The sequence below is a fragment of the Maribacter algicola genome, assembly GCF_003933245.1.
Taxonomy (GTDB): Bacteria; Bacteroidota; Bacteroidia; order Flavobacteriales; family Flavobacteriaceae; genus Maribacter; species Maribacter algicola.
Genome location: NZ_QUSX01000001.1, coordinates 449,850 through 463,832, shown reverse-complemented (window position 1 = coordinate 463,832; position 13,983 = coordinate 449,850). Strand labels below are relative to the sequence as shown.

General features: G+C 41.0%; 10 protein-coding genes. 9 read left to right on the top strand and 1 reads right to left on the bottom strand.

Annotated elements, in window-relative coordinates; genetic code table 11:
* The first annotated feature begins 62 nt into the window (after positions 1-62).
* The gene (locus DZC72_RS02005; protein ID WP_125221238.1) at positions 63-890 is read left to right on the top strand and encodes a GIN domain-containing protein; all 828 of its coding nucleotides are present in this window, start codon (positions 63-65) and stop codon (positions 888-890) included.
* Here DZC72_RS02005 and DZC72_RS02000 read toward each other — a convergent pair.
* Positions 887-3,151, bottom strand: a complete 2,265-nt coding sequence (locus DZC72_RS02000; RefSeq protein ID WP_125221237.1) for an acyl-CoA dehydrogenase family protein — start codon at positions 3,149-3,151, stop codon at positions 887-889. The genes DZC72_RS02005 and DZC72_RS02000 overlap by 4 nt on opposite strands.
* A 94-nt stretch (positions 3,152-3,245) precedes the next feature.
* Between DZC72_RS02000 and ruvB the strand changes: the two genes are divergently transcribed.
* The 8 genes from ruvB (at position 3,246) to ruvA (ending at position 13,982) form a co-directional block, all read left to right on the top strand.
* The gene (gene ruvB / locus DZC72_RS01995; RefSeq protein ID WP_125221236.1) at positions 3,246-4,268 is read left to right on the top strand and encodes a Holliday junction branch migration DNA helicase RuvB; all 1,023 of its coding nucleotides are present in this window, start codon (positions 3,246-3,248) and stop codon (positions 4,266-4,268) included.
* 54 nt (positions 4,269-4,322) lie between these two features.
* Positions 4,323-7,181 (top strand): hybrid sensor histidine kinase/response regulator transcription factor, encoded by a 2,859-nt coding sequence (locus DZC72_RS01990; RefSeq protein WP_125221235.1) that lies wholly within the window; start codon positions 4,323-4,325, stop codon positions 7,179-7,181.
* Positions 7,182-7,340: 159 nt separating this feature from the next.
* Positions 7,341-7,895, top strand: a complete 555-nt coding sequence (locus tag DZC72_RS01985; RefSeq protein WP_125221234.1) for a hypothetical protein — start codon at positions 7,341-7,343, stop codon at positions 7,893-7,895.
* A 25-nt stretch (positions 7,896-7,920) separates the two neighbouring features.
* On the top strand, positions 7,921-8,502 hold the full coding sequence (locus tag DZC72_RS01980; RefSeq protein ID WP_125221233.1) for a diheme cytochrome c-553: 582 nt from the start codon (positions 7,921-7,923) through the stop codon (positions 8,500-8,502).
* Between the two features lie 37 nt (positions 8,503-8,539).
* Positions 8,540-9,466 carry a tRNA epoxyqueuosine(34) reductase QueG gene (gene queG / locus DZC72_RS01975; protein WP_125221232.1) on the top strand — a complete coding sequence of 309 codons (927 nt, stop codon included), beginning with the start codon at positions 8,540-8,542 and terminating at the stop codon, positions 9,464-9,466.
* A 172-nt stretch (positions 9,467-9,638) separates the two neighbouring features.
* The gene (locus tag DZC72_RS01970) at positions 9,639-10,958 is read left to right on the top strand and encodes an MFS transporter (protein WP_125221231.1); all 1,320 of its coding nucleotides are present in this window, start codon (positions 9,639-9,641) and stop codon (positions 10,956-10,958) included.
* 103 nt (positions 10,959-11,061) lie between these two features.
* Positions 11,062-13,356, top strand: a complete 2,295-nt coding sequence (locus DZC72_RS01965; RefSeq protein ID WP_125221230.1) for an NADP-dependent malic enzyme — start codon at positions 11,062-11,064, stop codon at positions 13,354-13,356.
* Between the two features lie 44 nt (positions 13,357-13,400).
* Complete coding sequence (gene ruvA, locus DZC72_RS01960) at positions 13,401-13,982, top strand: Holliday junction branch migration protein RuvA (RefSeq protein ID WP_125221229.1); 582 nt, start codon at positions 13,401-13,403, stop codon at positions 13,980-13,982.
* The last annotated feature ends 1 nt before the right edge of the window (position 13,983 follow it).

Sequence of the window (13,983 nt, the reverse complement as noted above, 5' to 3'; positions counted from 1 at the left end):
CCAATTGTTAATTTATAATATCTTTATAAAGCAAAGTACCTAAAGTATTTATTTTGAGTATCATGAAAAAGTTGTTCTTTATTGTTCTTGTCCTAGTTTTTGGACTTCATGCCATTGGTCAAAGGAAACCAAAAATAAAGGGAAATAAGGATGTCGTTGAGGTTCGTGAAAGCTTACCAGCTTTTAAAGCGATCCAGTTGGATGATGATTTGGAAGTAGTTCTCCAAAAGGCTCCCACGGAAGGATATGCTTTGGAAATAGATAATAATTTGATAGATGTATTAAAATTTAAGGTTGAGGATAGTACCTTGTTTATTTCTTCCTTTTACAATATCACTTCAAAGAGAAAACTCGATATCACGGTATACTATACGGAATTGAATCGAATAACCATGAACAATGGTGAAATCAGCATGCAGGATGTTATTTCCGGCAATCGTTTGGATGTATTGACAAGGGAGACTTCCCGTTTGGAACTTAATGCCACGGCTGATATAATTAATATAAGTATGGAGGGTATTAGTTCCGGTGATTTTAACGTGGCAAGTGACTCCCTTGTAATGAACTTAAAGGACCGCATTGATGTGAAAGTATATTCCGCAGGTGCTACCAACAATTTGTTCATGTATGAAAACGCTTCGGCAAAATTTGAAGGTTCCACGAATTTTTTCATGGTCAAATTATATGGAAAGAGTACCCTTAAAGGAGAGCAATTGGAGGCAAAACAAGCAATAGTGATTCTTGAGGATTCTCCTAACGCCACAGTAAATGTACTGGAAGATTTTCAACTTTCTTCCAGAGGTTCGTCCAAGACAAGTTTGTATGGCAACCCAAAAATTACCATTTTGGATTTTCTGGATACCTCTCAACTTGATAAAGAAAACAATTAACCGGCTATAGGGGCGGTCAAGCAATTATCAGGAATACCAAAGCCATCAACTAAAACATGAATATGTGGCCTTAGTTCCGTACACAAACGTTCCACACGCTGTCGTATGGCCTTGGATTTAGTACCGCCAATATATCCCTGTTCCAAATACCAGGAAGCATCCTGTCTTATTTCATAAAGAGCATATAACGTACCCAATTTTTGAAATAGATCCTTGTTTTTTGAATCCTTTATAGTTTCCGTAAATTCAAAATAGGTGTTATAGGCCAATTCTACACTATAGGCCTTTCCCAAGGCCAATAAATGGGTTTGTACCTTTAAAAAGGCCTGGTAGGAAGGCACCCCTTTTTTAATATAATCCCGAATGCGCATCGCCAAAGTATAGGTCAACCTACGGGTTCTATAGTCGAAAGCATGTTTGTGGAATTTTGGATTATATAGATGCTCCTTGTCCACTTTGTTTGAATATAAGGGATTTACAGTCGCTAGTTTGTCCGACAATTGCAGGCTTAACAATTTAAGCACAGAAGAGAATCCCGCACTGTTGAATTCCGATTTAAAATCTGAAAGCACACCTTTTGCCGCCAATTGCAAAAGAACATTGTTGTCCCCTTCAAAGGTTGTGAAAATATCAACATCGCCCTTGAGATCAGCAATACGGTTTTCTAAAAGGTATCCCTTTCCTCCACAGGCTTCCCTACATTCCTGGATGGTACTGTTGGCATACCAGGTTATTATCGATTTGAGTCCTGCCACTTGTGTTTCCACCTTACGTTTATCGGGTTGACCATCGTCACAATATATCTCCATCATTTTGTCCAAGGTGGCATGGTAGACATAGGCACTCGCCACCAATGGGGTCAAACGTAATTGATGCGAAGGATAATCCATCAACAAATCTTCCTGTATTTTAATATTGTCATTGAACTGTCTTCTTTTTAGGGCATGTTTAATGGCAATGGCCAAGGCCATTTTTGCGCCTCCTAAACCGGCCCTGGCTACGCAGATTCTTCCTCCTACCAAAGTTCCCAACATGGTAAAGAATCGTTTATTGGGGTTTTTGATATCTGAATGATAGGAGCCGTCTTCCTTAATGGTTCCATATTTGTTCAAGAGATTGGCACGGGGAACTTTTACTTGGTAGAACCATATCTTTCCGTTATCCACGCCATTTAGACCTAGTTTATATCCGTTGTCCTCTATCCGGATGCCGGGAAGCAGTTCGTGCTTTTCATTTCTTAGGGGTACTAGAATGGCGTGCACGCCTTCATTTTTTCCGTCAACGATCAGCTGCGCGAAAACAGATGCTATTGTAGAATGTAAGGCATTACCAATATATTCTTTGTTGTCATTTTCACCAGGGGTATGAATGATTAGACTGTCATCTTCCTTTCGATAGGTAGCCGTAGTTTTTATACCTCTTACATTGGAACCATGTCCGGTTTCGGTCATAGCAAAACAACCTAAGAGTTTGGCCTGACCGGCATCCGTTAGGTACGTATCATGATGGAGTTTTGTGCCCAGTTTTTGTATACTGCCGCCAAAAAGTCCAAATTGAACACCAAATTTTATGGTCAGGCTTCCATCTACATACATTAAATTCTCAAAGATGGTGGCATAACCTTCCATATCGCCTGTGCCGCCATAATCGCTTGGATAGGCCATGGCTCCGTACCCTTTTTTGGCCAAAAAACGTACTTGGTCAAGGACAATTTGTCTAAAGTCTTCCTTTTTGCGATGAATCCCCCATTTGAAAATAGGGTCCCCTAGTAATTTCTGGAAGCTATCGATAGTAGGAGCATGTTTTCCTTTTAGGATTTTGGATATTTCATTCGCCATATAGGTGTTGGCACTTGCCATGTGCTCTACCTCTACTTCAAACAAATGATTGTAATGGTTGGGTTGGATTCCCAGATTGACCTCGATACTTTTTAATTGCTCATTGAAGGGACATGTTTCATGATAATGGCACACCACTTTTTGGCTGAAGGTTGTCAACGGGTAGGTTTCCCCTTCCAATAATTTGATGCCCGAATTGGAAATCGTCTGTTTCCAATTCTTGAATTCCTTGTTCTTGGGAGGGTTCCGTACTTGTAACCAAGAGTGCAAAAGTACCTTTTCTGTATCCAATAAAGTGGGGTCATTCTCAATGGCCTTTTCTACAACATTGACTTCTGAATCCGAAACAAGGTCATCTGACCAGATTACATAAAAAAATGGGATGTATTGAAGTATCCCAGGGGTATATATTTTCTTTTCCATAATTTGAAAATACAAATTTATCCCTGAAATTCTACGGAATAAAGAGAAGACACCTTGAAAATAAATTACAAGTGTTTGCCTATCTTTGTTAGGCATGAATGAATATTTAGATCCATCCACCAACGGTTTTTCCGATTCGGAGCTCGACATTGAAAGGGCATTAAGGCCCGTTAGCTTTGATGACTTCACCGGTCAGGAGCAGGTATTGGAAAATCTTAAGGTCTTTGTTGAGGCGGCCAATAGAAGAGGGGAAGCTTTGGATCATACCCTGTTTCATGGGCCTCCAGGACTTGGAAAGACTACCTTGGCAAATATTCTGGCCAATGAATTGGGTGTCGGAATCAAAATTACTTCGGGTCCAGTTTTGGACAAACCAGGGGATTTGGCAGGTCTTTTGACCAACCTGGATGAAAGGGACGTTCTTTTTATTGATGAGATCCATCGGTTGAGTCCCATCGTGGAAGAGTACCTCTATTCCGCCATGGAAGACTATAAAATTGATATCATGATAGAAACGGGTCCCAATGCCCGTTCGGTCCAGATAAACCTAAATCCGTTTACCTTAATTGGTGCTACCACAAGATCGGGACTGTTGACTGCTCCTATGAGGGCGAGATTCGGTATACAAAGTCGGTTGCAATATTACGATACTGAGTTGCTTTCTACTATTGTGCAGAGAAGTGCTGAAATATTAAAAGTACCCATTACCAATGAGGCGGCCATTGAAATTGCGGGCAGGAGTAGGGGAACACCAAGAATCTGCAACGCATTGCTACGAAGGGTGCGGGATTTTGCCCAAATTAAGGGTAATGGAAATATTGACATCGAGATTTCTAAATTTGGCCTCAAAGCTTTAAATGTAGATGCCCATGGATTGGACGAGATGGACAATAAGATATTGACGACCATCATCGATAAATTCAAGGGCGGTCCTGTGGGTATTACAACGTTGGCCACTGCGGTTTCAGAAAGTGCCGAAACCATTGAGGAGGTATACGAACCTTTTTTAATTCAGCAGGGCTTTATCATGCGTACCCCAAGGGGTCGTGAGGTAACCGAGTTGGCCTATAAGCACCTCGGTAGGATAAAGGGTGGCATACAACCCGGTTTGTTCTAAACTTTCGTTTTTCTTTTTATCTTGTCGTAAGCCTATTTAATCGGTTTGCCATACATGCGTTTCTTTTACCACATTCTTTTACTCCTGTGCTTAAAATCAGGCTTCGTTCTTTCACAAGAAAGTGTCTATGTTTTGGATACGTTGTATCCTGTACATAGCCTTGACCATATGTTACAGGTTTATAAGGATTCCGACAATAGCCTAACTCCGGAAAAAATAAAATCCGATTCTACCCTTACTTATTTACGAGGGGATGAATTACCTAAATATCTAGAAGTAGGTACAACCTACTGGGGCAAGTTAGCGCTAAGGGCCAAACAACCGATGAAAGGATGGACACTTCATTTTGAGGATAAAATGATCGGTCCTCCCGCATGGACAAAAAGCAATGGAACAGTTGATGTCTTTGGTTATATTGATGGGAAAATGGTATTCCAAGAAAAAACAGGTGTAGAGTATCCAAAAAATGAAAGAGGCTACAAAGGATATTGGGTAATGAACGCTATCAAATTGGACCGCCTGCCAATTGATAAGGCCATCACGCTAATTATGAAGGTAGAGGGTAATAGTTTTGGGTATCCCTCATACTTCAATCTAACCGTTCGAAGCCCAGAACAGCCCTATTACTATCAGTTCAATCAATTTAATAACAGTTTTAATCTCTTTCTTTTTGGGGTCACTTTTATCATTTTGGTCTATCATTTACTACAATACTTCTATTTAAGGGAATCCATTTACTTATGGTTTTGTTTTTGGCTATTGTTCTGTACGTTTACCCAGGCCATGACTACTGGTTTGTTTATAGGTAGTATTATCACTTTTAGGTATGCCATTTGGTTTTTGATAGCCAATGGGCAATTTTATTCTTGGTGGTTTTTTGGTAGGGCCTTTGTCGATTCAAAAAGAAAGTTCCTTAGAACGGACAAAATGATGTTGGGGTTAGCTCTTCTGATTCTGACAGAAATTTTACTAACAGCATTTTATGTGGTCTTCACAAAACCACAGACCAATTTTACCGGGGTCGGTTTCCATTATGTCATATTGAATATTTACACGGTTTTAAGTTTAGTGGTTTCCATAGTTCTCATACTAAAAAAAGATCTTTTTGCTAGATATTTTGGTATTGGAACCTTGGTGGCTTGTTTGTCTATGATTGTTGGAACGCTTTGGTCTCTCGGTATTATTACCCCTCCGTTTCGGTTAGATCCATATGCAACTGGAATATTTTTACAAATAATCATCTATTCCTTTGGTATTGCCTACAGAAGACAAACGTTGTCCAAACAATCTGAATACGAAAGATTGGAGGCGGAACGCTCAAGGACGGAAATGCTTCGAATGAAGGATTTGGACGATCTAAAGACCCGCTTCTTTACGAATATCAGTCACGAATTTAGAACACCGCTTACCTTGATACAGGGACCTATTTCCAATGCGAAACGATTAAAGGAGAATACCGATGATGATGGGGTGACCTTGAGCCATAAGGACTTCGATATGGTACAAAGAAATGCAGGAAGGTTGAATTCCTTGGTCAATGAGTTATTGGAACTGGCTAAATTGGAAAGCGGCAAAACCTTATTGTCCGTAAAGCAGGCGGATATAGTTCCCTTTCTTAAGTTGATGGTCTACTCGTTCGAGAGTATGGCGGAGCGAGCACAATTATCGTATGATGTAGTGTTCAAAAAAATGTCCAAAATGGCTTATTTCGATTCGGATAAACTGGAAAAAATGGTCAGTAATGTGTTGTCCAATGCATTCAAATATACCGAGAAGGGGGGTAAGGTAAGTGTTGTGGTAGATTTTGAGAATGATAAATTGCTAATGTCCGTTTCCGATACGGGAAATGGAATTGCCCAAGAAGACTTGCCTTATGTTTTTGATAGATTCTACCGTGTTGAAGGTTCAGAGAAGAAGGGCTCCGGTATCGGGTTGGCGTTGACTAAGGAATTGGTCGATTTACATCAGGGCGAAATAAAGGTCGAGAGTGTTTTAGGGGAGGGAACTACTTTTTTATTGACTCTTCCCATTACATTGGTAGGACTACCAAAATCTGCCTTGGTCATAGACCAGGAAGCGACTAAAGTTTCTATTAACAACAATTCTGGGATATTGTTTTCAGAAACTGAAATTAATGATTCAACAACACAATTGGATATGCCGATTGTTTTAGTGGTGGAGGACAATGCAGATTTAAGGAGCTACATCAGTGATATTCTTGCAGGCGAATATGTGGTGCTGGTCGCAGAGGATGGTGAACAAGGTGAAAGGATGGCTTTGGAACAAATTCCTGACATTGTCATCAGTGACGTTATGATGCCGAAAAAGGATGGTTTTGCACTATGCGAAGCTTTAAAAACCAATAGCAAAACAAGCCACATCCCCGTTATTTTACTTACGGCAAAGGCCGGTCAGGACAATAAGATGCAAGGGCTATACCAGGGCGCAGACGCCTATGTGACTAAACCCTTTTCCGCTGAGGAATTATTGGTACGCAGTAAGAACCTTATTTCCTTGAGGGAAAAACTGTGGCAAAAAATAAAGGATGCTGATGGTATTCTGTTGGATGACCTTCCCTTAAACTCGATGGATGACGAATTTATGCAGAAGGTTTTTCGTACCATAAAGGACCATTTGGACAATTCTTCTTTTTCCGTGGAATTGTTGGCCAATTCCGTTGGTTTCAGTCGGGCACAACTCCATCGGAAATTGAAGGCTTTGGTTAACAAGTCCCCGAATCAATTGATTTCGGAAGTGCGACTGAAGACGGCCTATCAACTATTGATGAATAAAACGGGTAATGTTTCGGAAGTAGCTTACTCTGTCGGTTTTTCAAATCTTTCCTACTTCGCAAAGAGCTTTAAGGACAAATTTGGGGTTTCTCCAAGTGAACTGACCGTCACTAAGAGCTAATTTTTGTATTTAAATATTTGATTTTCAGTGTTTTCGTTTGTGATGATACAAATCTGTTAAGTTTTGCGACTTCCGTGGCAATCCATCTTCCGGTATATTTTCAGCTTTGTGATATAGTTCAAATCGGTTAATAATTATATCATCAAAAATCCTAACATTATGAAAACAAAAATCACATTTTTATCGGCTTTGTCTGCCTTGGTTCTGGTTACTTCCTGTTCCAAAGACGATGGCCTTTTGGAAAGCGACTTAGAGATGGTTAGTGCCAAAGCAAAAACGGAAACACTGGATGCGCAACTTAAGAAAGTCAGAAAAGCGGCAATGCGCTTCCATAGCTTTGAACAAGCTAAAAAAGCAGGTTATGCGGACCCGTATCCTTTCAACCCTTCACCCTATGTGCCAAATATGGGGTTCCATTATATTAACGTCGGACTTATAGATGGAGAGTTCGATATGGAAAAACCGGAAATCCTTTTGTATGTTCCGAACGAACAAGGGAAGTTAAAATTGGTAGGGGTGGAGTATGCAATACCCCGGTCGATTTCCCCGACCCCACCGGAAGGTTTCATAGGTGATGATGACCACTGGCATTTAAATCCGAATGTGGCAGGTGGTTCATGGACCTTACATGCGTGGGTGGTTATGGAGAATCCAGACGGTGTTTTTGCAGAATTTAATCCTGATGTACCGGTAAGCAATCCCTCTGATGATTAATATTCACAATAAACGAAAATAGATTATGAAAAAAAGTGGATTTAAACTCATGGCTTTACTGATTTTGGTGTTCACTTCCTGTAATCAACCAAAGGAGAAAAAAGAGGAGGGAGTGGTGGATGAAAAGGAGAAAGCATTGAATTTGGAAGAACGGGGCGAGTATTTGGTTAACGTAATAGGTTGTGCCGATTGCCATACCCCTAAAAAAATGACGGAAAAAGGGCCTGTGCCCGATATGGATAGATACATGATGGGGTTCGACGCTTACGGTTCCTTACCACCTGTTCCAGAAAATGTTCCCATAGGGCCTTGGGCCTTGTTTGCTGGTGATCTTACGGCTGCCGTAGGACCTTGGGGAACGAGCTATGCGGGAAACCTTACACCGCATGAAACTGGTATTGGAAACTGGACCTTACATCAGTTTAGAAAAGCCATAAAAGAAGGTAAGTATAAGGGATTGGATGGTTCAAGGCCTATTATGCCACCAATGCCTGTGGAAGCTTACAAGAATCTGGAAGACATAGACGTTGAGGCGATTTTTGTCTACCTAAAATCTTTAAAGCCAATTGAAAATGTAGTGCCTGCCTACACACCACCTTCTTCTTAAATACTTTTCTAAATTAAAATAAGTGTACCTTCGGACTATGAACCGGAGTGAATTTTCAAAGCAAATAAAAACCGAAGCCAAGCGCCTCGGTTTTTTGTCCTGTGGTATTTCCAAAGCGGATTTTTTGGAGGAAGAGGCCCCACGATTGGAAACATGGCTGAAAAGGAACATGCACGGGGAAATGGGGTATATGGAAAACCATTTTGACAAGCGTTTGGATCCTAGATTGCTGGTGGATCGTGCAAAGTCCGTTATTTCCCTTTTGTTAAACTACTATCCTGAAGATAAGCAAAGAGAAGATTCCTATAAGCTAGCCAAATATGCCTATGGACAGGATTACCATCATGTGATTAAAGGAAAACTTGGGCAATTGCACCAATTTATCTCCGAAGAAATAGGCGAGGTAAATGGCCGTGCCTTTGTAGATTCCGCACCAGTTTTGGATAAGGCCTGGGCTGCCAAAAGTGGTCTTGGATGGATCGGTAAGAACAGTAACCTCTTGACAAAGGAAGTGGGTTCCTTTTATTTTATTGCAGAACTTATTGTTGATCTGGAATTGGAATACGATACACCCGTCACGGACCATTGCGGTACCTGTACAGCCTGTATCGATGCGTGCCCAACAAAGGCCATTGTAGAACCGTATGTGGTAGATGGGAGTAAGTGTATTTCATACTTGACCATCGAACTTAAAAACGAAATTCCAAAGGGTTTTGAGGGCAAAATGGACGATTGGATGTTCGGGTGTGATGTTTGTCAGGATGTATGCCCTTGGAATCGGTTTTCAAAACCACACAATGAGCCCTTGTTCGCTCCCCATCCTGAATTGTTATCGATGTCCAAAAAAGACTGGGAAGAAATTACCGATGAAGTTTTTAAAAAGGTGTTTAAAAAATCGGCGGTGAAGCGTACCAAATTTTCTGGTTTAAAAAGAAACATAGAATTTTTACGAAATAACTCCTAGTAGCTATAACGTTGTAGTTTGGATGTGAAGCCTAATTCACTGCTCTTTTATATTTACTTTTCATTAATTATACTATATTGCTAGGCGACTTTTTATAGGGATTCTGGAAAAAGAACTGATATTTTTTGACTATCCCATAATGAGAGTAGCTAAAACCAAAGAACCAATTAGTATGCAACTAACGAAACCAAGTCTAAGCTTCTGGCAAATTTTCAACATGAATGTCGGGTTTTTGGGCATTCAGTATAGCTTTGGACTGCAACAAACGGCAATTAATCCAATATTTTTATATCTGGGCGCCCCAGAGGATATGTTACCCATTTTGAACATTGCTGGGCCTGTAACCGGCTTGGTCGTGCAACCTATCATTGGGGCTATGTCAGATAAAACATGGTCACCGCGCTGGGGTAGGAGAAAGCCTTATTTCTTGATCGGCGCATTGATTGGGAGTATTTGTCTTTTTATGTTTCCCTCGAGCCCGGTACTTTGGTTTGCCGTGGGACTTTTATGGATTTTGGACGTGGGTAATAACATGGCCATGGAGCCTTATAGAGCTTTTGTTGGTGATAAGTTGCCAGAAAAGCAGTTCAGTCTGGGATATCAGATGCAGAGTCTGTTTGTAGGTGCTGGTATCTTGTTGGCAAACGGCTCCATTGTCCTTTTTCAATATCTTTTTGGTGATGAAACCATAGAGGTTGCTGGGTCCATTCCCACTTGGTTGTATTATTCGTTTTATATTGGAGGTATACTCTCCATAACTACTATATTATGGTCGGTTTTAAGAACTCCTGAAATTCCTCCAACAGATGAAGAATTAGAGGAAATTAATAGGGCAAAGGATAAACCTTTGGGAACTAGGATAGCAAAACCTTTTACGGAAATTAAGGAGGCCATTCAAAAAATGCCTACATTCCTTTGGAAGTTGGGAGCTGTGTATTTGTTTCAATGGTATGCTCTGTTCGTCTATTGGCAATACATAACACCTTTGTTCATGAATACGTTGGGGTATTCAACATCGGAAGCAGCTTCACAATCGGCACAAATGAGTTTAACCTATAACATTGTTACTATGGTCGTGGCATTGGGGCTTGTACCGTTGACCCTTAGGTTTGGGGGTAAAAAAGTCTATGCCATCAGTTTGGTAGGTACTGCCATTGCATTATTTACAATCCCATTTATTGAAGATTCCTTATTGGTTCTGGCTCCTATGGTTTTGTTTGGAGTTGGTTGGGCCGCCATGATGGGAATCCCTTACACTATGGTTTCCAAAGTGGTGCCCCAAGAAAGAAGAGGGGTGTACATGGGTATTTTGAACATGATGATTGTTATCCCAATGGGTATCGAAACCTTGACCTTTGGTCCTATCTACAAATATCTTTTGGGCGGTAATGCCGTAAATGCTATGCTGTTTGCAGGTATATTTTTTGTAATTGCAGCCGTATTGGCCATGCGATTGAATGTTGGCAGAGATAAAACCGATATTGATTTATAACTGATGATTTCGTTTTACAGCCGTTTTTTATTGATTTAAAACCAATAACTTTTTATCGGGTTTACAGGAATACCTTTACATTTGTGGTTCAAATTTCCAAAACATGAGCAAGGAGAAACAACGAAGGGAGGCATTGGTGTATCATGCCAAACCTCAACCCGGTAAGATTAAAATCGTTCCCACAAAACCTTATAGTACTCAGCGCGATCTTGCTCTTGCCTATTCCCCTGGAGTGGCAGAACCTTGTCTGGAAATTGCAAAGAACAAGGAAAACGTTTATAAATACACCTCAAAAGGAAATTTAGTGGCCATTATTTCCAACGGCACGGCCGTTTTGGGCTTGGGTAACATTGGGCCGGAAGCATCAAAACCTGTAATGGAAGGTAAAGGCCTGCTTTTTAAGATATTTGCCGATATCGATGGAATCGATATAGAAGTGGATACGGAGGATGTGGAAAAATTTATAGAAACCGTAAAAATGATTGCCCCCACTTTTGGCGGTATCAATCTAGAGGATATCAAAGCTCCCGAAGCTTTTGAAATCGAAAGGAGATTAAAGGAGGAGTTGGACATTCCGGTCATGCATGATGATCAACATGGGACCGCTATAATATCGGCCGCGGCCTTATTGAACGCCTTGGAATTGGCGAAAAAGAAAATAGAGGATGTGACCATAGTGGTTAGCGGTGCAGGCGCTGCAGCCGTATCCTGTACTAAGCTGTACAAAGCATTTGGGGCAAGGGCTGAAAATATTGTAATGTTGGATAGTAAGGGGGTTATACGAAAGGATGCCGATAACCTATCAGATTCAAAACGTGAGTTTGCTACGGATAGAAAAATTGACACCTTGGAAGAAGCTATGGTAAATGCGGATGTATTTATAGGTTTGTCCATTGCCGATATCGTTACTCCAGCAATGCTCAATTCCATGGCGCCATACCCTATCGTGTTTGCCATGGCAAATCCAGATCCTGAAATCAAATATGACCTGGCCGTAAAAACCAGAAAGGATATTATCATGGCAACAGGTAGGTCAGACCATCCCAATCAGGTGAATAACGTACTTGGTTTTCCTTTTATTTTCAGGGGGGCGTTGGACGTAAGGGCAACTTCCATAAATGAAGAAATGAAAATGGCAGCCGTTAAGGCATTGGCCCAACTAACCAAACAGCCGGTACCGGAACAGGTGAATATAGCATATGGGGAAACCCGACTCACCTTTGGTAAGGACTATATAATCCCAAAACCCTTCGATCAGCGATTGATTCATGAAATTCCACCGGCGGTTGCAAGGGCGGCCATGGAAAGCGGAGTTGCAAAGGCCCCTATCGAGGATTGGGATAAGTATAAGGAGGAATTGATGCTTCGTTCAGGGAACGATAATAAGGTGGTACGATTGCTTCATGGAAGGGCAAGAACCAACCCAAAACGAATTGTATTTGCGGAAGCGGATCATTTGGATGTTCTTAAGGCGGCCCAGATCGTATATGAAGAAGGACTTGCAGAACCTATACTCTTAGGTAGAAAGGATGTCATTCTTGAGCTAAAGAAGGAACTTGAATTTGATGCCGATATCCCTATCGTGGACCCATTGTCAGACGAATTTGATGAACGCCATATTAGGTACGCTACCAAATATTGGGAAAGTAGAAAAAGAAAGGGTACAACGCTGTATAGTGCCAAGATTAAAATGCGGGAACGTAATTATTTTGGTGCCATGATGGTGCTCGAAGGGGATGCCGATGGCATGATATCCGGATATTCCAGAGCATATCCAACAGTGGTCAAACCTATTTTGGAGGTCATAGGGAGGGCGACTGGAGTTAAGAGGGTTGCTACGGTAAACATTATGATTACGGAAAGAGGGCCACTTTTTTTAGCGGATACCTCCATAAATATTGATCCAAATGCGGAAGAGATAGCGGATATTACCCAAATGACGGCGAACGTTGCTACTACTTTTGGATTTGACCCTGTAATTGCTTTGTTGAGTTATGCCAATTTTGGCTCTTCGGCACATAATAATGCCATAAAGGTGAGGGAAGCGGTAAAAATGTTGCATGAGACCAGTCCGGAGTTGGTGGTAGATGGGGAAATACAAATGGATTTTGCCTTGAACAAGGAGCTACATGAAAGCAAATTCCCTTTCTCTAAATTGGCAGGTAGAAAGGTAAATACCTTGGTTTTTCCAAATCTGGAATCGGCAAATATCACCTATAAGCTACTAAAGGAATTGAACAAGTCAGATTCCATAGGCCCTATCATGGTAGGTCTTAGAAAATCCGTTCACATTATGCAATTGGGGGCCAGTGTAGAGGAAATAGTCAATATGGCGGCTGTTGCCGTTATTGATGCCCAAGAGCGTGAAAAAAGAAGAAATATCAAAAGGGGACAATAAAGTTTGTTTATTTTCCAACAACCAACATCTATTAGCCTAATTCCATGATCCATCATTTAAAGGGAAAATTAATAGAAAAGAACCCCACCCATATCATTGTTGAATGTAATGGTGTGGGCTATTTTGTAAATATATCCTTGCATACCTTTTCCAAACTCCCAGATAATGAATTGGTCAACATCTATACACACCTTCAAGTAAAGGAGGATTCACATACACTTTTTGGATTTTCCGAAAAATCGGAGCGGGAAATATTCAGGTTACTCTTATCAGTTTCGGGGATTGGTTCAAGTACTGCGCGAACCATGTTATCTTCTATGTCCCCGGTAGAGATTAGAGACGCCATAGCCAATGGAAATGTCCCTTCCATTCAGGCAATAAAGGGCATCGGTGCGAAGACTGCGCAGCGGGTCATTTTGGACCTTCGGGACAAGATTTTAAAAATGTACGACATAGACGAAGTTTCAGCAGTTCCAAACAATACAAATAGGGATGAAGCGTTATCTGCTTTAGAGGTACTGGGTTTCGCTAGAAAACAGGCTGAAAAGGTAGTAGATAAGGTGATTTCCCAAGACCCCTCTTTAAGCGTAGAGAACATTATAAAACTGGCGCTGAAAAATTTGTAGC